The organism is Psychrobacter sp. SHUES1 (genome assembly GCF_001652315.1).
GTDB lineage: Bacteria > Pseudomonadota > Gammaproteobacteria > Pseudomonadales > Moraxellaceae > Psychrobacter > Psychrobacter faecalis.
Genome location: NZ_LXWA01000060.1, coordinates 1 through 21,052, shown reverse-complemented (window position 1 = coordinate 21,052; position 21,052 = coordinate 1). Strand labels below are relative to the sequence as shown.

Genomic DNA, 21,052 nt, shown 5'->3' with positions numbered 1-21,052 from the left:
TAGTGCTCCAGTGGTTTAAAATTTAGGTAAAGAAGTGTGATAAAAAGGGTTATTAAAATTCAGGTTCTTGAGTTACTAGGTACAGATTCTGTTCATTATCATAACGGTAACGCCAAAACGCATTGGCGATATCATATTCGCTATATACTCCGCCTAAGCGCTGTGGATACACCCACTTTCCAAGGCTATAAATGGCTTCGACATACTGGCTAGGGTATTCAGGATTGCGCACATTTTGCATGACGCCCGCATCATAAAGCTCAGAGATACCTTGATAACCTATCGGCATCGGTACTAACCAGCCGCGCCCTGTTTTACGAGAAGTCGCTGCCCATTTCGTATCGCCGTTTTTTTGAATTTCAGGGATATGATGTAACACACAAACCTCTATCAATGCATCGAGCGGTGTAGCGTCTGGATTGTCGGCTTGTACTTCATCAATAATCTCAGCAAACTCCTCTTGCGCGTCCATTAGTACAAAGGCAGGTAATAGATGAGCTGTGATAGCATCGACATCATCATAACTAATAAACTGCACAGGATTGAAACGATCAATTCCCTGCACGCTACCGCCAGCCATGCGTTGTTGCTGAATCCATTGTTTAGTTTTGGTCACCAGGATTTCAGTTTTCGCTTCATCAGGTTTATTACTGCCTAATACTTCAACCGCAAAACTCATGACCAATCGGCATTTACCCTCCTCAATAATAGAAGCGGTTTTGCCATCTTTTTTGATTGGATTTCGCGTTTGATTGAACGTATAGTTGCTATAGCTTTTGTCTCGGTATATCTGTGGATGGCACTCGTGACAAGCGAGCAATACACCGCCTAGAGATAAATCATCTAACTCTTTAAGAGCCGCGAGTCTACGTGACATCGCATGAAAGCTACCCAAAAATCCAGTGATAGCAGGGAAGCCATAGGTTAGGGGGCTAGAGATAGCATTAGCACCTTCAATAACTACTTTTTTGAACAGTAAATAACCGATCACTGACTCACTCATAAAAATACTCCTTTACCTGCTCGTTCATACAAGCGCTTCATAGCGTCAATATCCTGCTCCCATTGGTTGTGCTCAGGATCAGCAATTTCGGTACGAATATCTTTAAATTTCTCTTGCAGTAGAGTGTTCATCCAGCGAGCAAAGCGATGAATAATTTCTTTGTGCCACTCTGTCTGCTCGCGGCGAGCGCTCCATTCCTCTTCGTCAGGCAATTCGGCACGCTTGGGGTCTAACCAAAACTGCTCACACTCATCCAACTCAGAATCCTTTGTCCAGCCAGCAGGTAGATCGTTACGCATATAATTAGCAAACTCAAAAATACGCTTCAAAATCTCATCCATTGCCTCTTTACGGGCGTCACGAATATCGACAGTGTTCTTGGCACTTTTTACCACATAAAAGATATCTTGAAGGATAGGATTGACCTTATTAGCTAACGACTTGGCAAAGATAGTGTTAGCAAACTTAGAAGGCTTAAAAGTGCTATCTGCTAGATTTAATATTGGAGGTAGAGAGGGAAGGAGGTAATTGCGTCCACTTTGAAAGTTATTTAACCTACCTACATTTTGTGATTTTGTGCCCCCCAGCTGTACCGTTGCTAAATTATTTAAGCTGATATAAGGCTGCTGGTCGGCGGTTTTTTTAAAGCGGTTATCACGGGCTGCTTTGTTTTCATCAGAGAATTTAAGCTGATTGATGCGCTGATACATCTCATGAGTGAGAACAGAAGGGTAGAGCGGAATGATATTAATATAATTCAGCTCATCAATATCTTCGCCTTGATAAGCGTTAGTCACCCAAAGCAGCTGTTTATTGCGCTCGTCGGTAACAGGCTCAGTAATCACATTTTGTAGGGCAGCTTTAAAATTCTGCTGATAGGTCTTTGCTAATGACTGGTCACCCGCCAGAGAAGCTACAAAATCTGTATTGTCCACTAAAATAAGGTCACGGATTTTGGTGGTGTCATCTATTTCAAAATCAAAGAAAGCGGCAAGGGGAAGAGCGGCGGCACTACTATTGGCATCAATATAATTACTTTCTATTGAATGAGTACCGATAAGAGTGACAGACAAATCATCTGTTTTATCAAAACTAATATTGTCACCTCTTGACATAGGATGCACACCTTTTGAGATATGTGTACCAAACTTCAACTGCTTTGCCATACGAGTTGCGGCATCAGGAATCCAATTAGCGACGCTATACTTATCTTTAGCCTCTGCTAAGGTTTCTTTTAGCTCTGTAACCTTTTCATGGTCGTTACTCTCAACGGCTTTAACGAGCTGCTTTTGCTCGGTTTCAGTCTTTTTTTCGTATTGACTAGCAAGAAACGCTTTGATAGCGCCGCTTGCCAGTTCTGGGGTTATATGTGACATTATTAAGTCCTTTTTATCCATGCTATTAAAGTAAAATACTTTAAATTATTATAAGCTTTCTATTACTATAGAACTAACAAGATAAATAGTAAACATCTTTCTTAGTCTAATTTTAAGAGTATGGTTTAAAACTGATATAATGCAATATCACCACATAGGTGACTTAGAAAATGCTGTTACAGTAAAAAACTTTTTTTCACCACCGCATAGGTGGCTTATCGCAAGGCACGGTTAACACCGTGCTTTTTTATGCCTGTCACACTTAAACTCAGCTTACTCGCGCATAAAGCCAAAAAACTCATGAAACCTCCAGCCTCTATTGTTATTCAGCGTTATTCGATCAAGTGATACAGACGAATAAGTAATAGCAAGCGAGCGCAGGCTTTTATCAGGTTGTTTGCGCTGTATATCTTTAAGCGCTGCTTGAGTCGTTGTCAGTAGCCAAGGTTTAATATAAGGGTGCGTAAATTCAAAATTTAATACTTGCAGCTCTTGATTATGCGGGACTGCGCGAGTTAAGCCTTTCTCAAACACATCCTCGCTGTAATAAGCATCAAAACCTTGTGATGGCGTGTCGGTGCTTTCATCGTCATTGACTATTTTAGGGATCAATAACCAATCGTCTTGCGGTGTGCCTGCTCGAAAGGGCGTTATCTGCTGCAAATGAGTATGGGCACGGTTTGCCGTAGCATCAGCGTGCCAATAAGCATTCACATAATTTAGCTTGCTGCTGTTTAATAGTTCATGCATGACTTGATGTTCAAGCTCACTCAAGGTTTCTGCTTTTTTGTGCTTACGCTCGTCGTTACTTATAGAGCTAATGATTCTTGGTCGAGCGTCGATATGCGCCAATTGCTCTGCAGTAATCAATTCAGCTAAGTCATAACTTTTTGGCTTGATAGTGATAGTCTCAAACCCAGGATGAGTAAAAATAGGCGCTTTTGCGTGACGTTTCTTAAAATAGCGAATGTTGTATTGCAACAATAAGATATTTGGCTCATCAGCAACTCTGTCGGGACGGTGACGCCAAACGCGTCCAGCTAACTGAATGATGGAACGCATAGAGGAGGGTTCTACTATTGACCAGTCATAATCATGGTCACGTCCGACCTCGGCAACAGGTGTGGCAAGTACCATAAATATATGGTTTTTGGTAGGGTCATTAGTAATAACTTGCTCGATTTCGGGATGAGCAAAAATGCTTATTTTTGGGTCGCTACGGTCTAAAACTCTATCCAACTTATTCTCTAATGCGTTGCGTAGTAGTAGAAGCTGCTTGGCGTGATAGCAAGCAACATGAATGACAGTGTCTGTGGGCAGCTGTACATTATCAGGCGTAAAAAGCTGTTGGGCGATACTGGTAATATTATTGACGTTAGCGACACGTATGAGCCCAATACTCACTTTTTGATCTGTCATCTGATGTGTGAGAGCATGATTTTGGTGTAGTTTGATTGCACCATCAACCAGTGTTTGTGCTAGCTTGCTATAAAACTCATGGTCTTGATTTTTGTTGTAGCTCATTAAGCTAAGGGGTAGAATCTCTGCTTTGCGGCGTATAGGTTGTTTGGCTAAATAAGTGGCTCGCTGTTTACTAAAAGTGTTATGAGACTCATAAAAACCAGTAGTATCGCCACACTGCGCTGAAGTGATTGATTTCTCATTTTCATCGAACCATGCGCACACTACTTTTGGCACTGGTTTATTTTGGCTTTGATTAAATAGTTTTCGCCCCTCCATATAGGCTTCAAACAATCCTGTTACTAGATCAGGAGTCAAGGTTGCCGATGAGAGAAGCACTCGCGTACCAAAAAGTCCTGCTAGATGCACTAAACGCGTCAGCGCAGGCAAGTCCGCTTGATCAAAGTCATCAGGTTCATCAAGTATCAAGTCACTACTTAATAGTCGAAGCATAGGGGCAATATATTTACCACCGCGTTTACATTCGCTGGCTTGGATAATATGGTCAACAGTGCAGGTCACGATAGGCGCAAAGATTAAGTCGCGGGCTTTAGGACTAGCAATAACGGTATCGAGGTTCAGCGCTTCATAGTCTTGGTAATCAATGTCACTATCGACAAACTCATCTAACAAATCCTCGCTAGATTCACTGCCAAAACTTTTAGACTCATTATCGGGTTTATCATCTTTTTTATACTCACCAATGATATCGGTAAATTCTTCATTTTTATTATCATATGCCATTTCAAACAGTTTTTTGTTGGCGCTACCGCCGACCAGTATGGCTAATTGATCGCCTTCCAACTTTAGGTTTTTTCGAAAACTTAAGCCTGTTTGCAAGGTTAGAATGCGTAAGCCTAACGCAATAGTAAAACGAGCACCCTTTTTAGGATCAGCTAAAGCATACATGATACGAGCATTACCAATAGTTTTACCCGCCCCTGTGGATGCCATATTGACGCCAAAAAACCCATGCTCACGCGTGGCTTCTTGCAAACCATGACTCATTTTAAAAGCTTGGTTTTGCCACTTGAAGCGCTCAATACCAGTGGGTTTAGCTAAGGGATCATGGTTGCGTAGAGTTGGCATTTCGCTAGCAATGATAGGAAGCGCACGACAAAAATGTGCCGTAAAAGCTCCTACACCTAGTAAATGTTCTTCAAGAGATTGTTTGACAGTCGGTGTGTGAGCGCTTCGGTCCGTATTAGCGGCTAGATTTTTAAAGCTACTATCGACTGTTATACAGCGAGAGTCACTTTGTTTAAGGCTAGAGTAGTTATGATCGCCTACCATCAAGCATAGACGCGATAAATGCAGTAAGAATGGGTCGCTGATGGCTTTATCATAATCGATCGCTTGTTGACTTATTTGCATCAACGTCGGGTCATTTAGGGCTTTTTTAGCCCAACGTCTGATATTTTTTTGCCAAGCTGTGCTATTAATGACCAATTGCTCAAATTGCCAAAAGTCTTTTAATTGAGTTTTGGTCATACCCCCATCTTTGCTTGATAGTAAAGATGTTGGATTTCTAACCCAGTAGTCGATAGGATTTAATTTTTCATAAAATTGATTTAACTCAACCTTGATATCTATTAGACCTCTAGAGCTTTTGAGTCGCTCGATTTGTCTTGGAGAATAATAAACCTTATTTATCGGCGGTAAGCGATGATGAGTGACAATCAACCAAGCTACCCATTGAGCGAGTGGTGGCATATCTTGAACATTTACAGCATCATGGTTTGCACTAGCCAACAACTTTTCAATATCGTTATTTTTTAGCCATTCATTAAGCTGTATAAAACGATTAAGCCAAGCTTCATCAGTCTTGCAGTTCTCAATTATTAGCTCAAATAATTTTAGGGATATCCATTCATGTCGATAAGGGTCACCTTGTTTGCTACCTTCCTTGAGCTTTTCTTGAAAACCAATGGTTGATTTGCCAATGTCATGAAGTAGGGCAGATATAGTAGCGATAATTTGAATACTACTGGCATAACTCCATTCATTCTCCCATTCACTGTGCAGTATATTTCTTTTGGTACGGTTCACAGGCACCACCCCAACCTCATTAAACTGACGTTTATTGCCCACCACCCATACTAATTCTGTCAGCTGGCGGGTCTTATTACGATGACAGCTGACCGCCGTCGATTTGGTGGCTGATTTACGCAGTAGCTGTTTAACCGTTGTAAGTCCATCCTCAGTAATAGCCGTCTGCCAAACGTTATCACCAATGCGGTTAGCAAAGGAGTCTAAGATACGCCGTGTGCGCTTAAGTGATTTTTTCTCGCATTGGGAGACAAAGGTAACAATCATTTTCTACACCTTCCACTTAGTCATCGCCAACTGTTTAACCACCTCAAACTGATAATCCAGCGCTTTGTGCTTGGTAAACATATTAATGCACTCTTGGCGAAACTCTTGCTCGCTCATATTTTCACTAGCACAGATAAAGGCGAGGGGTAGCACTAAAGCATCTTTGATGATATCGGCAATATCGAACACCAAGGCACCGCGTCGCGTCTTACCATGCATCACCGCGAAACCATGCGGAATGCCGAGTGTCCATGCTGTAGTGGCACCGAGTCCATAAGCCAGATAGTTGCCATGATTTAAGAAACCATTGGCTTTATCAATACCTTCATGCTCACGAGTAAAGCCATCATAACCAGTATTTTTGGCGGCTAATTTATACAGCTGTTTGGTCAGGCGAGCTTCCAATTGTAATAAATGCATGACCTCGGTCTGCTTATCGATTTGCTGGATATTATCATTAAGCAATGTTTCTACCGCATCGATATTGCTATCAAAACCCCAGCGCTTAAAGTCACTATCTTTATTCCATACCGCTTGTAAATAAGCAATGCGGGCTATTTGCAACTGTTTGGCAGCGGCAAGACGTTTATCATCGTCCCACCACCAGCTCATCCAGCTTTGAATATATTCTGTTGGTCGATACTCGCTTTGCGGAGTCATCCATTCGACATAGACTTCACGCTCGCTGCCCATAAATAATGGCATGCCACCACCACCACAAAAGCCCACTAATACACCCGCTTGAGACAGCAGACGCATCGCTGCTTGGGTAATAGATGTGCCAGTACCAAGCAATAGTGAGGTAGTGTTAGCAATCGGAATGTTATAGTAGAGGTTCGCTTTGTCATCTTCGGTAAGATACAACACACGCCCGTCTTTTTGCATTACTCGGCAATGCGATAGATAGTAGATATTGGCACGTTTAGAGTGCAAAATGGTCTTAAGGTCTGAAGAGGCAAAGCTATTATCAGTATAAGGGTTGCTAGGTTTGCTCATTATATTTCCATTTCGCGGCAAAAAGCCATATCAGATGTATGGGTTTAATATAGTTAAGATAGTACTATTAAACAATAGTCAGTCAGAGATAACACGACACTTAGTGTCGTTTATATTATGAGTGTTTACTAAGAGTGGCTTTTAGAATGGAAATAATACAAGTTTAAAAGACTATAAATTAACTGAGTTTATAAAATCGGGAAGTGATTAATGGATAGCATCGCACTGTCGAATCTTAGAGATCACTTTATGATTAACGTAATAGCACTATGGTATTCACGCCCATCACGGGCGCGTGGATTTAAATGCTTAAGTCGGTCTATTTTTTCAACCAAAATCACATCGTTTTCATAGGCATCTTCAATCAGCTGCATAAGCTTTGGTCGCACCAAGATAGCTCCTGATTCGTTTTCGACATAGAAGGCGGCAATCTTGTGGCCATGATCGTTGGCAAATGCTATGAGCTCGCTTTTGGCACGCTTAGCGTCTTGTTCTTTGGTTGACGCTCGTAGATACGCTCTAATAAACATAAACACCTAAAATAGTCTGTTATAAGTGGTTCCATTATACCAGTCTGTTTTAAGTGGTCTGTTAATAGGTTTGAAGGGTGAAATAGCTGGTTCCCTTGGGGTATACGTTTTTCAGACTGATATATAGATAAGGAAATAGATAAGATCAAATGCAATTTATTTTATTCACCCTGTTCAAGATCTTCTAATATGGCGCACTCTGCGTTTTCATCACCTGAGCAATGATCAGCAGAAATCTGTAATAAGCTCACCATATCTTGCAATTGAGCTATTTTTTGTTTCAAAGTTGCGATATGTTGCAGTGTCAATTGTTTAACATCAGCACTCTGCCGATCTGTATTTTTCCACAAATTAAGCAATTCTTTCATCTGTTTGGAGGAAAAACCTAAATCACGAGCCTGTCTTAAAAAGCATAAGTTTTTTATATCTTGATTAGAGTAGATTCGATAACCTGAATTCGAGCGTTTGGCGGTATCAAGCAAACCGATTTGTTCATAATAGCGAATCATTTTGGGAGAGATTCCTGATCGCTCTGACGCTTGACCGATATTCATAACTTTTCTCCTGATATAAAAAGGGTTAAAGCCAAACGGCTACTTTAACCCTATCTTAATATAATCTATGCTTTAATCGCTGGCACCTGAAAGTACTTTAAACGTAAGGCATTACCTAGCACAAAAACAGAGGATAGCGCCATTGCTCCTGCGGCAAAAATGGGTGACAGCAAAATACCAAATGCTGGATATAAAACCCCTGCGGCAATTGGAATCAGGGCAATGTTATAGAAAAATGCCCAAAATAGATTCTGTCGAATATTTTTGATAGTCGCTTTACTTAAAGCAATCGCATTAGGGACGCCTTGTAGACTACCTGACATCAACACCACGTCTGCTGCTTCAATTGCCACATCTGTCCCTGTCCCAATTGCCAGACCGACATCCGCTTGAGCAAGAGCAGGGGCATCATTAATCCCATCACCAACAAAAGCCACTCGTCCATACTGTTGTTGCAGCTGACGTAGTGCATCTACTTTTCCATCAGGCAACACTTCTGCGACCACTTGATCAATATGTAATTTTGCTGCAATTGCTTGGGCGGTATGCCGATTGTCGCCTGTAATCATTGCCACTTTTAAGCCCAGTTGATGTAAACCTGCAATAGCAGTATAAGTGGTATCTTTAATAGGGTCTGCAACGGCAATAATGGCTGCTAGCTTTTGGTCAATCGCGACATAAAGTGGGGTTTTACCTTCTTGTCCTAAGCGTGCAGCCTCATTTTCAAAAGGTGTAACATCAAGCTCTAATTGCTTCATATAACGATCAGCACCAATATGAATGGTTTGACCTGTCACTTCCGCTTTAATCCCTAGTCCGGTCACAGAGTCAAAGGCGGTAATCGGTAATAAGCTAATATTTTGTTGTTCTGCGGCTTGAACAATGGCTACGGCAATGGGATGTTCAGACTTTGCTTCAACCGATGCCACAATACGCAAGACTTGCTCATGTTGAAACCCTTGTTGGACATGAAAATCCGTTAAGGTTGGTTTACCTTCGGTCAAGGTGCCGGTTTTATCGACCGCAATGACTTTAACTTCCTGTAAAGCTTGTAACGCTTCACCTTTACGGAATAAGACGCCCATTTCTGCACCGCGACCTGTACCAACCATAATGGAGGTAGGGGTTGCCAATCCCATTGCACAGGGACAAGCAATGATTAAGACAGCAACGGCATTAACGAGACTAAACGTCAAAGCAGGCTCAGGACCAAGAACAAACCACACAGCAAAAGTCAGAGCTGCTAAGAACATGACCATGGGAACAAACCACATAGTGACTTTATCAACCAATGCCTGAATCGGTAATTTAGATCCTTGAGCCTGTTCAACCATGCGAATGATTTGCGCCAATACCGAAGAGTCGCCAATGGCCGTTGCCCGAAAATTCAAAGTTCCATTCTGATTGATCGTCCCTCCTACCACTTGATCACCCACTTGTTTTTTAACAGGAACGGGTTCACCCGTAATCATGGATTCATCAATATAGCTTTGACCTTCAACCACTTCACCATCAACAGGAACACGCTCACCGGGACGAATCTCAACGATCGTTTCTGTGGTTACTTCTGCAATCGGTACTTCATTCACTTGCCCATTATGGTGAACACGCGCTGTTTTTGCCTGCATACCCACTAGATGTTGAATGGCTTGAGAGGTACGTCCTTTGGCTTTTGCCTCAAAATAACGCCCTAATAAAATTAAGCTCACAATCACAGCGGCCGCTTCATAATACACATTCACGGTGCCCTCGGGTAGAACTTGTGGAATAAATGTTGCAATGAGAGAAAAGCTATAAGCCGCCAGTGTTCCAACCGCCACCAATGAGTTCATATCTGGGGCAAAACGCCATAATGCCGGAATACCTTTTTGATAAAAACGTCGCCCTGGAAAGATAAGAACCAGCGTCGTCAAAACAAATTGAATCAACCAGCTTTGTTGCGTGCCGATATTGTCCATGACCCACATATGAAAAGCTGGAATCATATGTGATCCCATTTCTAGAATAAAAACAGGCATGGCTAAAATTAAAGAGATCATTAAATCTCGTTTCAGCTGTTGCTGTTCCGTGGCTTTTTTATCCTGTTGAACACTCACACTTTGCTCAATCTGCTTAGCTGTGTATCCCGCTTTTTTAACGGCTTGAATCAAATCGCTGCTCTGTACTTGAGCGTTGCCTTGTACCCATGCGCGTTCAGTAGCAAGGTTGACGTTTGCTTGTTGTACGCCCTCAACTTTTTTTAATGCTTTTTCTACCCGTCCAACACAGGAAGCACAAGTCATACCTTCTATCGACAGCTCAATCGGCTGAGATGCCAAGATCTTATAACCGGCTCGTTCTACGGCTTTGGTTACTGCGATAAGGTCTAAAGGTTGAGATGAGGAAATCATGGCTTTTTCAGTCGCAAGATTCACCTCAGCATTTTCAACACCTTCAACTTTTTTTAATGCTTTTTCTACTCGTCCCACACATGAAGCACAAGTCATACCCTCAATGGGCAATGTCTCACTATAAAGATAAGACTTACTATTTTCTGAATTCATAACAGCCTCTATCATGTTCAATCTATTATCAACAGCATATAGGTTGACATCATGGTAAGGTCAAGTATATTTTTTCAAAAATGTGTTTGACCTTACCATTATGACAAGGCTTAAGCTTAGTGATGAAATAAAACTTATTTGGAGAAAGGGTATGAAACTATTGATTGCAAATATGAACTGTGGCGGTTGTGCCCCTGGTGTGACAGCAGCTATTCAGAATATCGACTCAAAGGCCAAGGTTAAGATTGATTTAGCAGCCAAAGTGGTCAGTATCGAAACCATCGCCAGTATTGAGCAGATGACAGCTGCTTTAGCAAAAGGCGGTTTCCCTGCACAAGCGCAATGAATCAGCCTTATAAACGCGCAGCCTATCTGTTTGACAGAAAGGACGATGGGCTGAATCACATCTGAAAATATTGACCAGTTGAAAAAAATCTGACATGGGCAACTGCATCTTAGTGATGCGTTTGCCCCGCGCCTTTGGTTATAGGTCTACTTTTAATGATAAAAAGTGGACAGTGTTATCAAAATGAATACTTTATCTATGACACGAGTTATCGGCAAGCGCATGCAATATTCCGCAGGATTCAGCTAGCGCTTCACTTGCGCATTTTTGCCGCAACGCTAGTAGATGTTGCTTTAATTGTATCAGCTCTTCCATACGTGTCTCTACCGCATCGATATGCTCATCCAATAGCACATTGACCTCACCGCAGTTTTCATCAGGTTTATCTCTATATTGAAGCAGGGTTCGTACTTCATCCAAAGTCATATCGAGCGTACGGCAGTGCAGGATAAATTGTAGACGCTCAAAATGCGCTTCATTATACAAACGATAGTTGCCTTGGCTACGCGCAGGTTTTGGTAATAACCTCTCTTTCTCATAATAGCGAATGGTTTCGACCGTCGCACCGGTGCGCGTGGCAAGCTCACCAATTTTGATTAGCATGTGTATCTCCTTAAATAGTATTTTCTATTATCTAAACAATAAAGTAACTATAAGGTTTGCTGATAAAAAATCAAACCTCTTTATCGTTAAAAGTCTTGACCCTAAAGTTACTATAGGGTTCATACTGCCTTTAACAAGAGGAGAAGTGATTATGCAATATCATATTGAAGGTATGGACTGTGCCAGTTGTGTTGGTAAAATCGAGCGGGCGTTAATGCGAATACCTGGTGTCTCTGAGGTTCAGTTAAACTTTGCGACTCAAAAGCTAGAGCTAACCTTGGCGCCTGATACGAATACTGGCGTTAAAGATATCGAGAAAACCATTAAAAGCCTAGGGTTTGGTGTGTCAGCGTTAACGGGTCAACAAAATGAGAGGGGCAATGATGGTAATCAATCAGCGGTGGACAATCAGCGCTGGTGGCAAACCATAAAAGGCAAACAGGTCATTGGTACGGGGCTTTTGATGGGTGCCGCATATGTATTGTCTTTAATTTTCCCTGAATATGGCGCATGGGCTTTTATTGCCGCTGTGGCTATCGGTGTCCTACCATTTGCTCGCAAAGCTTCTGCACTGGCGTTAGCAGGATCGCCTTTTTCAATTGAAATGCTCATGTCTGTTGCGGCTATTGGCGCGCTTATCATAGGTGAAGCTGAAGAAGCGGCTGCCGTGGTCTTTTTATTCTCGGTTGGGGAGCTATTAGAGAGTGTCGCAGCTAATCGTGCGCGCGCAGGAATCAGAGCATTATCGTCGCTTGTGCCAAAGACAGCTATTTTACTGGACGCGCAAGGACAACAACGTCAGGTGGCAGCGACTTCACTACAAGTGAATGATAAGGTGCTTGTGCGTCCTGGTGATAGAGTCTCTGCTGATGGCGTGATTGTTCAAGGTACGTCTAGCCTTGATGAGTCACCTGTGACGGGAGAATCTGTTCCTGTTGCCAAAACCATAGGCGATGAGGTCTTTGCTGGATCTATCAACGTTGATGGGGTACTACAAATACGCGTAGAAAAAACAGCGGCAGATAATACAATTGCTCGTATTATTGAGCTTGTGGAGCGGGCACAAGCGTCCAAAGCACCGACTGCACGCTTTATTGAAGCCTTTAGCCGCTACTATACGCCTATCGTTATGGCGATTGCGGCTTTAGTGATTATTATCCCACCTCTACTGATGGGAGCAGAATGGGGAGTATGGCTATACCGTGGTTTAGCGCTATTACTGATCGCCTGTCCTTGTGCTCTTGTGCTGTCAACACCTGCCGCTATTGCCTCAGGTTTGGCTGTCGGCACGCGCCATGGACTGCTTATCAAAGGAGGTAATGTCATGGAGTTGGTGGGTCAGGTCAACACTGTCGCTTTTGATAAAACGGGTACTTTGACCGAGGGCAAACCTCGAGTAACCGATATCATTGATTTTAAAACAGTACATGGCGATGCTGAGGGTCGCGATAAACTACTGTCACTGTTTGCAAGTGTCGATGCTACCTCCAGTCATCCGCTTGCTATCGCTATTGTGGATCATGCCAAAGCCGCTAAGGTAGTCATACCTGGATCCTCCAACGCCTTTGCGACCGCAGGTAAAGCGGTTCATGCAACGGTTGCTGGACGCTCTTTGGCCATCGGCTCACCAGTCTACGTCGCTGAGAAAGTGATGTTGCCAGCTGAGCAGCAGATTCAAATTGAGATGCTACAAAATGATGGTAAAACGGTTTCTATTTTGTTTGATGAGCAAACGAGGGAGGCGCTCGGATTGGTCGCTCTACGTGATGAGTTACGAGAGGATGCAAAGCAGGCCATTGCCCAGCTTAACAAGATGAACGTGCGCTCCGTCATGCTCACAGGTGACAACAGTCGTACGGCAAAAGCGCTTGCCAGTCAGTTAGATATAGAGTGGAAAGCTGAGCTGTTACCTGAAGACAAGCTACGTCTACTCAGTGAGATGCAAAGCAATAGTAAAATAGCGATGATTGGTGATGGTATCAATGATGCACCCGCTTTGGCAGCGGCAGACATTGGCATTGCGATGGGCAGTGGCACGGATGTGGCTATCGAAACGGCTGATATTGCCCTATTAAAAAGCCGCGTGATAGACGTTGCTAACCTTATTGCCTTATCCCGCGCCACCATGAGAAATATCCATCAAAATGTCATATTTGCACTTGGGTTAAAGGGCATATTTCTGATAACCACTGTGCTCGGCGTGACAGGGCTTTGGATTGCTGTGCTAGCGGATACTGGTGCTACAGTACTGGTGACGCTGAATGCATTGCGTTTACTGCGTTTTAAAACAAGATCTTCCGATTAATTATCATTAAAGGATAAGGCGGTCGCAACTACATTGGGACCGTTTTATTAAACCTATCTCCTGCCTACAAGCAGTCAATGCACCTACCTTTAATCCAGAAATCGCCTAAACCTATCACTCTTCATCCAGAGTAAATCTGCGCCGATATTCGCTAGGGGTCAAACCAACAATGCGCTTAAATATTTTACGAAATGCACTGGCATCACTATAACCAACTTTCCACGCTATTTGCTCAACAGGCATTAAAGAGAACTGTAGAAAGTCTTTTGCACTACCAATGCGTAATCGCTGACAGTATTCTGTTGATGTCATGCCCGTCGCCTTATGGAAACGGCGCAGAAAAGTGCGCTCCTCTAACTGCGCACAACTGGCTAGGGTGGATAAATCAATAACCCGTGCTTCTGTTTTTTGTAGCCAATGCTGCACCTTTAGTATGGCGGCATCACCATGAGTGAGGTTGGGAGAAAACGCACTGTAATAGCATTGTTCACGCCTTGAGGGGTCAATTAACAATGCACGAGCGGCCTCATTCATGACCTGTGAGCCAAGAAAGCGATCCACCATCCTAAGCCCCAAGTCCGTCCAAGCCATCGCGCCACCAGCGGTCACAATATCACCGTCTTCGATAATAATGCGATCCACATCAAGATCGACATCGGGGAAGCGCTGTTCAAACTCTTCTACATAACCCCAATGCGTCGTTGCTTTGCGTTTGGATAGGAGTCCCGTCTCGCCCAGTAAAAAAGCACCGGCGCAGACGGATGACAGTATCACACCTGTGGAATGCTGATCTCTTAGCCATTCCAGCCATGGTGCCGCTGCTTGCTTTGCAATTGGCGTCTCTAACGTGGGTGGAATGATGATAGCTGTTAACCTTCCTGCACTGTCAGAATTGCTCGAAAAAGTGCAGGTAGGTCGCAGATCAGCATCTTTAATTTCCCAGTGACTCACTTGTAAAGGCAGATCGGCTGTATCTCGATGTTTGGCGGCGATCTTACTGGCAATGACTAGTAAATCAGTCAAGCCAAGGACGGCCGCCATTTGAGCCTTCTCATAAACAACTAACCCAATTTCAATAGCGTCTTTTTGATTCATATGTCGTTATTAACCTCTTATGTGTCGATGTAGCCACTCGTTAGTGTAGCACAGAGCTTGTAAAATAGACGCCTATACAGTCACTTTGATAAAAAAAGGAATCATCATGAGCACAAAAGCACTTATCGTTGTAGATATTCAAAATGAGTATTTTCCGCAAGGTAAATTATCACTCGTTGGTATTAATGAAGCCGCTGATAATGCAGCTTTGGTGATTGAGTCTGCTAGAAAAAAAGGCCATACCGTCATTCATGTTCGTCATGAAATGCCTTCTGCTGACGCACCAATCTTTACGCCTGGTACTGATGGTGTAGAAATCAATGAGAAAGTAAAGCCTATAGAAGGTGAAGCCGTTGTTGTGAAGCATTACCCCAATTCGTTTCGTGAGACCTCTCTTAAAGATCTGCTTGATAAAGAAGACATCAAAGACGTTACCGTGATTGGCGCCATGAGCCACATGTGTATTGATGCAACCGTTCGTGCTGCGGTTGACTTTGGCTATACAACGACCACCATCCATGATGCCTGTGCCACGCTTGATCTTGAATTTAATGGCACGACCGTACCCGCAGCTCATGCTCATGCCACCATTATGGCAGCGATTGAGTTTCTATATGGCGAAGTGATTGACACCCAAACTTGGATTGCGCGTTAGTTATAAGTTTTTAAGCAAACCATTATTAACTCATAATATAGACTCATCAATAAGGCATCAAATTATGAAAATATCGAAATCTCTGACCGGCACCACACTATTAAGTGGTGTCATGTTGTTAACCGCATGTACCACCTTTGCCAGTCCAGCGTCCAATTCTAACGCGGTAAAACAGACGGCGACCAATACCGTTCAATTTCAGCAAATCCGTAATGCCACGATTAAGCTTGATTATGACGGTACCACGTTTTTAGTGGATCCTATGCTCGCGGCTAAAAACGCTTATCCAGGGTTTGCAGATACGTTAAATAGCCAAATACGCTATCCAATGGTAGATTTGCCGGTATCTGTTGCAGAGGTGCTAAAGGCTGACGCCATTATTTTAACCCATCTACATGCGGATCATTGGGACGATGCTGCACGCAACCTGGTCCCTCGTAATATGCCAATTTTTACCCAAAATGAAGCCGATGCGGCAATCGTGCGTAAAGATGGCTTTACCTATGTCAGAGTGTTGACAGAGCAAGGGGTGGTGTTTAAAGGCACTAGAATCAATAAAACCATCGGACAGCATGGCACTGATGAGATGTACAAAGTTCCAGCGCTTGCTCAGGCACTTGGTAAAACGATGGGTATTGTGTTCCAAAAGCCAAACTACAAGACCGTCTATGTAGTAGGGGATACCATTTGGAATAAAGACGTAGAGAATGCGCTGACTCGCTACAAGCCTGATGCGGTCATCCTTAATACAGGCTATGCAAAGCTGTCTACCTTTGTCGATGACTCTATTATTATGGGTAAAGACGATGTATACCGTGCGTATCAATTCTCACCTAATGCTCAGATAATTAATGTGCACATGGATACGGTCAATCATGGCGCACTGTCGAAGGCAGAGCTGCGCCGTTTTATCGAAGAAAAACACTTAGACAAACAGCGTGCGCTTGTTCCTAATGATGGTCAAACCTATAAATTCTAGTTCTTTAGAAGTCAATTTTTAGAAGCTTCCCTGTGTGGCAATGCTCAAAGTGTGTTGCCACATATAATAAACACTGCATAACTGAGACAGTTTATGAATATGCCAAATAATTCTGGCAACGCACCTTTCGTTCTCTCGGTACTCGACAATGCCTTCACCGGCGTTGGCCACACAGTAGAGAACACCTTTCAAGATATGATTGCGCTTGCGAAACTGGCGGATAAAAGGGGCTTTCAGCGGTTTTGGATGTCTGAACATCATGCCATGCCTGGCGCCGCGGTTCCTTCGCCACAGATGATGGTGGCTCGGCTTACTGGTGAAACCGAGCGCATTAGGCTTGGTGCAGGCGGTATCATGCTACCGAATCATGTGCCTCTGGTGGTCGCTGAGCAATTTGGTATGCTTGATGCGCTGGCGCCAGGACGGATTGATCTGGGTTTGGGAAGGGCACCAGGTACGGATGGCGCAACAGCTTCAGCTTTGCGTCGTCACCATGCGGCAAACGATGAGTTTCCTCAGCAAGTCGCAGAGTTGTTGGGCTTTTTAGAAAATAGTTTTCCACAAGACCATCCTTATAGTGAGGTTCATGCGGTGCCAGGCCCATGGCAGGCCGAGCAAAATCGAGTGCCACCATCGAAGACCACAGCTGATGTCTGGATCTTGGGGTCATCAACTTACTCTGCGCATTTGGCAGCACAGCTTGGCAGACCTTATGCGTTCGCTTTGCAGTTTGGCAGTGCTGATGTTTTAAATGCCATGCGAATTTACCGAGAGAATTTCCGTCCATCAAAAATCCTAGCCAAGCCATACAGTTTGGTCAGCATTGGCGCTATTGCGGATAAAGATCCTGTAGAAGCACGTCGCCAGTCAACTTCGTCTGCCATGGCAATGTTGAGAATGTTCCAACGCAAGCCTTTTGCTTTACTGCCCCCTGATGAAGTAGCGGCTTTTCAAGGCAATACGCAAGAGCGCCAGATTATTGAGCAGTATACTGATCAAACCCTCCATGGTACTGCTGCCGAGGTCGCAAAAAGTTTGGAGAGCCTTCAGGAGCAGACAGGGGTCGATGAGATAATGCTGGTTGTTCAAGGCTATTCGCGACGCACCCAATTGCGCACTGTTGAACTAATCGCAGATCACTATAGTATGCCAAGTCACTAGATATTGTTAAGGTTAGCGATATTAAAAGGTTAGCAAAGAGCTTAATGCCTAACCATTAGGCTTGTTGTTAGGTATGCCAGCAGTAATCCTTATTCCTATAACAGCCATTATGTTAAATGAGCTGCTAATGAATAACATTTCTCACAAATTTTACCTGTTCATCACTTTTATTATGATATGAGTACAAAGTAGAGCTGGAAAAAATAAACGAATCTTCAGGGCCTAGAATCTTAAATTGACCTTCAATTTCAAGTGTTAACTCTCCATGGATAATATAGAGCATTTCTTTCCAGCCTTCTGGATCAGGTTCAGCTATATAAGAATCGCCAGCTGCTAGTGACCATATCCACATTTCTGTCTGTGTACCGTTATCCACTGAACCGCCCCGGTATTGTCGGAGACTCAACATTCTGAGAGAATACAACGATGAAAACACGACACTACACCCCCGAGATTAAAGACCGCGCCGTTCGCATGCTGATTGAAGCATTAAGCGACTATCCTTCCACCTGGTCAGCTATTCAAGCAATTGCACCTAAGATTGGCTGTACGCCTGAAACCCTGCGGTCATGGCATAAAAAGCACATAGATCAAACTATTCCTGCCTCAGTGCAAGCCCAAAGCCAAGAGCAACGTATTAAAGAGCTTGAACGCGAGAATAAAGAGCTCAAGCAAGCCAATGAGATTATACGTAAGGCTGCAGCTTTTTTCGCCCAGGCGGAGCTCGACCGTCCACCCAGATAATGGTTCAGTTTATTGATGACTATAGAGGTAGTTATGGGGTCGAGCTGATTTGTAGAGTACTACCGATTGCCCCGTCAACTTATTATCGTGCTAAAGACTTAGAGGACTGCCCTGAGAAGCGCTCATTACGCAGTCAGCATGATGACTATTATCTCAGAGAGATTAAACGTATTTGGCAAGACAGTAAATGCCGTTACGGTGCGCGTAAAGTATGGCAGCAGATGAAGGCTGATGGCGTAAAGGTTGCTCGTTGCACCGTCGAGCGTTTAATGAAGCAGTATGGTATGCAAGGCGTTTGGCGTGGTAAGGGTAAGATGACCACCACCAGCCGTGATGACCAAAAACGCGCTGATGACTTGGTCAATCGTAACTTTAATGCCCGTCGTCCTAATCAGCTTTGGGTTGCAGATTTTACCTATATCAAGACACTGAGTGGCTGGGTTTATACTGCTTTTGTTATTGATGTGTTCGCTCGTGCCATTGTGGGCTGGAAAGTATCCAATCGCATGAACACCGATATGGTGATGGCCGCGCTCAATCAAGCGATAACAGATAGGAATAATCCCAAAGATGTGATTCATCACAGTGATCGAGGGGTTCAGTATTTATCCATTCGCTACACAGATAAGATGGCTGACTGCGGTGTGATTGCCTCTGTTGGCACTACGGGTGATTCTTATGATAACGCACTGGCTGAAACGGTCAATGGGCTGTACAAGTCTGAGGTGATTCATTATTTGAAAGAGAGCTGGTCTGGTGTGAACGATGTTGAACTGGCAACCCTTGAAGATGCCTAGGTAATTACATGAAAGTCTATGACGAATTATTAGAAACTGTAAACTGTCGAATCAAACGTATGTGATTATTAGTAACTTGCTACATACTGACCGTCTGAATTAACCAGACAGTATAGCCGACGAAAAATAGTACTAAGGTGGTGCCAGAAGTACGACCGAATGCACGCTTGGTTTTAAATGCAAATAGGCACATCGCAAACAGTAGTAAGGTTAAGAGACCCATCGCTAATATATCACGCGACAGAATAATGCTACTCGGAGTAATAGGCGCAATGAGTGCTGCTACACCTACGACTCCTAAAGTATTAAAAACGTTAGAGCCTATAATATTACCCAAAGCCATATCATGCTCGCCTTTACGTGCGGCCGACAAGCTCGCAACTAATTCAGGCAGTGACGTACCGATAGCGACGATAGTGAGACCAATGATAAGCTCACTCAAGCCCCATAAAGTAGCAAGTTCGATAGCGCCCCAAACGATAGCGCGCGAGCTTAGTATTAATACGAGCAAACCAAGAAACAACCTACCTAAACCTTGCGCCATACTGTGTTCAGCTTTTGCAGTTTCTTCTACAGTATCGCCTTCATGTTCGTGGTTGCCTTCACGCAGGCTCAAGATGATTTGTATGCCTAAGACAACGACTAGAAGTACTATTAATACTATACCGTCGGTATTACTTAAGACGCCATCGCTTAATTGCCAAGCAGCTACTGCCGTCACCAACAGTAGTAAGGGCATATCACGATTGATAATACTTTTTCGGATAATAATTGGACTTATCAATACCGTTGCGCCTAATACTAAGGCGATATTAACAATGTTAGAACCATAAGCATTACCCAATGCTAGCTCAGGGCTACCTTCTAAAGCAGCTAACATGGACACTATCATCTCTGGTGCTGAAGTACCTAAACCTAGAATGATGACACCAATCAAAAAACTGGGTACATTCAACTTATTAGCTAAAGCGACGGCACCATCAATAAAAACATCAGCACTCCATACCAAAATTGCTAGTCCTACGACTACTGCAAGTATTGCCAACCACATCAGTGTCTTTCCTTATAAAAGTTAGAGTAATCGTTAAGAAAAATGGGCATAAAAAATTGAGCAATAGAAGGCTCAGTTTTATAGTAGCATAAGCAACCAGCGCAATTATGAGGAAAGGTATTATTATTTTCTATATTTTGAAGTCCTTAACCTCCCATTCAGCCTTGAAAGCATGATTAATGCATTTGCGATTACCAATAATGTGATTGTCATCATATTAAGCCTTGTAATTAATACCATCGAAAACCTTAAGAGATCCCTATGCTAAAGAAAACTGAGCAAAGATTAGAGAAAATCATATTTAATAGCCGTTGGCTACTAGCCCCATTTTATTTGGGATTAGTACTCGGTATTATTTTATTATTTAACCCCAGTTCGGGATAAGCCACATTGTAACTCATTGATACTATTTACAATGTGGCTACCTGTCCCTGCTGAGGCATGTTTTTGATGGTGGGTTTATAGGGAAACCAGCAATAAGCAATTAAACCTGACAGCAAGTTTGTGATAAACCCCGTGACACTACGATGGCGTGAG

General features: G+C 43.3%; 16 protein-coding genes, 3 pseudogenes and 1 other annotated feature. Of the genes and pseudogenes, 7 read left to right on the top strand and 12 right to left on the bottom strand.

Going from position 1 to position 21,052, the window contains the following annotated elements; translation table 11 throughout:
- Positions 1–52 precede the first annotated feature (52 nt).
- From csy2 to A7325_RS08330, 7 genes and pseudogenes are all read right to left on the bottom strand, one after another.
- Complete coding sequence (csy2, locus tag A7325_RS08360) at positions 53–1,003, bottom strand: type I-F CRISPR-associated protein Csy2 (RefSeq protein WP_068406877.1); 951 nt, start codon at positions 1,001–1,003, stop codon at positions 53–55.
- On the bottom strand, positions 1,000–2,379 hold the full coding sequence (gene csy1 / locus A7325_RS08355) for a type I-F CRISPR-associated protein Csy1 (protein WP_068406874.1): 1,380 nt from the start codon (positions 2,377–2,379) through the stop codon (positions 1,000–1,002). Before csy1 ends, csy2 begins: the two co-directional genes overlap by 4 nt.
- A 273-nt stretch (positions 2,380–2,652) precedes the next feature.
- Positions 2,653–6,156 (bottom strand): type I-F CRISPR-associated helicase Cas3f, encoded by a 3,504-nt coding sequence (gene cas3f, locus A7325_RS08350; protein ID WP_068406871.1) that lies wholly within the window; start codon positions 6,154–6,156, stop codon positions 2,653–2,655.
- Positions 6,157–6,159: 3 nt separating this feature from the next.
- Complete coding sequence (gene cas1f / locus A7325_RS08345) at positions 6,160–7,152, bottom strand: type I-F CRISPR-associated endonuclease Cas1f (RefSeq protein WP_068406868.1); 993 nt, start codon at positions 7,150–7,152, stop codon at positions 6,160–6,162.
- A 299-nt stretch (positions 7,153–7,451) separates the two neighbouring features.
- Positions 7,452–7,682: pseudogene (locus A7325_RS08340) on the bottom strand (recombinase family protein); the annotation flags it as partial.
- Between the two features lie 161 nt (positions 7,683–7,843).
- On the bottom strand, positions 7,844–8,236 hold the full coding sequence (cueR, locus tag A7325_RS08335; RefSeq protein WP_036600606.1) for a Cu(I)-responsive transcriptional regulator: 393 nt from the start codon (positions 8,234–8,236) through the stop codon (positions 7,844–7,846).
- A gap of 65 nt (positions 8,237–8,301) precedes the next feature.
- Positions 8,302–10,779, bottom strand: a complete 2,478-nt coding sequence (locus tag A7325_RS08330; RefSeq protein ID WP_068406865.1) for a heavy metal translocating P-type ATPase — start codon at positions 10,777–10,779, stop codon at positions 8,302–8,304.
- A gap of 151 nt (positions 10,780–10,930) precedes the next feature.
- On the opposite strand from A7325_RS08330, the gene A7325_RS08325 reads away from it, so the two are divergent.
- Positions 10,931–11,125 carry a heavy-metal-associated domain-containing protein gene (locus A7325_RS08325; RefSeq protein WP_068406862.1) on the top strand — a complete coding sequence of 65 codons (195 nt, stop codon included), beginning with the start codon at positions 10,931–10,933 and terminating at the stop codon, positions 11,123–11,125.
- Positions 11,126–11,317: 192 nt separating this feature from the next.
- Here A7325_RS08325 and cadR read toward each other — a convergent pair whose 3' ends face one another.
- Positions 11,318–11,728 (bottom strand): Cd(II)/Pb(II)-responsive transcriptional regulator, encoded by a 411-nt coding sequence (cadR, locus tag A7325_RS08320; protein ID WP_068406859.1) that lies wholly within the window; start codon positions 11,726–11,728, stop codon positions 11,318–11,320.
- 151 nt (positions 11,729–11,879) lie between these two features.
- On the opposite strand from cadR, the gene A7325_RS08315 reads away from it, so the two are divergent.
- Positions 11,880–14,033, top strand: a complete 2,154-nt coding sequence (locus A7325_RS08315) for a heavy metal translocating P-type ATPase (protein WP_068406856.1) — start codon at positions 11,880–11,882, stop codon at positions 14,031–14,033.
- Between the two features lie 114 nt (positions 14,034–14,147).
- On the opposite strand, the gene A7325_RS08310 is transcribed toward A7325_RS08315, so the two are convergent.
- Entirely contained in the window at positions 14,148–15,074 is a 927-nt protein-coding gene (locus A7325_RS08310; protein WP_264753707.1) for a GlxA family transcriptional regulator, read from the bottom strand.
- A gap of 160 nt (positions 15,075–15,234) precedes the next feature.
- Between A7325_RS08310 and A7325_RS08305 the strand changes: the two genes are divergently transcribed.
- The 3 genes from A7325_RS08305 (at position 15,235) to A7325_RS08295 (ending at position 17,923) form a co-directional block, all read left to right on the top strand.
- On the top strand, positions 15,235–15,783 hold the full coding sequence (locus A7325_RS08305; protein WP_068406850.1) for a cysteine hydrolase family protein: 549 nt from the start codon (positions 15,235–15,237) through the stop codon (positions 15,781–15,783).
- A 64-nt stretch (positions 15,784–15,847) separates the two neighbouring features.
- A complete protein-coding gene (locus tag A7325_RS08300) occupies positions 15,848–16,762 on the top strand; it encodes an MBL fold metallo-hydrolase (RefSeq protein ID WP_068406847.1) in 915 nt (304 codons plus the stop codon).
- A gap of 93 nt (positions 16,763–16,855) precedes the next feature.
- A complete protein-coding gene (locus A7325_RS08295; protein ID WP_068406845.1) occupies positions 16,856–17,923 on the top strand; it encodes an LLM class flavin-dependent oxidoreductase in 1,068 nt (355 codons plus the stop codon).
- 124 nt (positions 17,924–18,047) lie between these two features.
- Here A7325_RS08295 and A7325_RS08290 read toward each other — a convergent pair whose 3' ends face one another.
- Entirely contained in the window at positions 18,048–18,299 is a 252-nt protein-coding gene (locus A7325_RS08290) for a cupin domain-containing protein (protein ID WP_227514974.1), read from the bottom strand.
- A 50-nt stretch (positions 18,300–18,349) separates the two neighbouring features.
- On the opposite strand from A7325_RS08290, the pseudogene A7325_RS08280 reads away from it, so the two are divergent.
- A pseudogene (locus tag A7325_RS08280) lies at positions 18,350–19,452 on the top strand (IS3 family transposase); the annotation flags it as partial.
- Positions 18,625–18,741, top strand: a sequence feature (AL1L pseudoknot). It overlaps the preceding pseudogene by 117 nt.
- Positions 19,453–19,543: 91 nt before the next feature.
- Here A7325_RS08280 and A7325_RS08275 read toward each other — a convergent pair.
- Positions 19,544–20,515, bottom strand: coding sequence for a calcium/sodium antiporter (locus tag A7325_RS08275; protein WP_068406836.1), 972 nt, complete (start codon positions 20,513–20,515; stop codon positions 19,544–19,546).
- Positions 20,516–20,687: 172 nt separating this feature from the next.
- Here A7325_RS08275 and A7325_RS14020 point away from each other — a divergent pair, with 172 nt between their 5' ends.
- Positions 20,688–20,783, top strand: a complete 96-nt coding sequence (locus A7325_RS14020; protein WP_227514060.1) for a hypothetical protein — start codon at positions 20,688–20,690, stop codon at positions 20,781–20,783.
- Between the two features lie 142 nt (positions 20,784–20,925).
- Here the strand turns inward: A7325_RS14020 and A7325_RS13740 are convergent.
- Positions 20,926–21,052 (bottom strand): annotated as a pseudogene (locus A7325_RS13740) (IS982 family transposase); the annotation flags it as partial.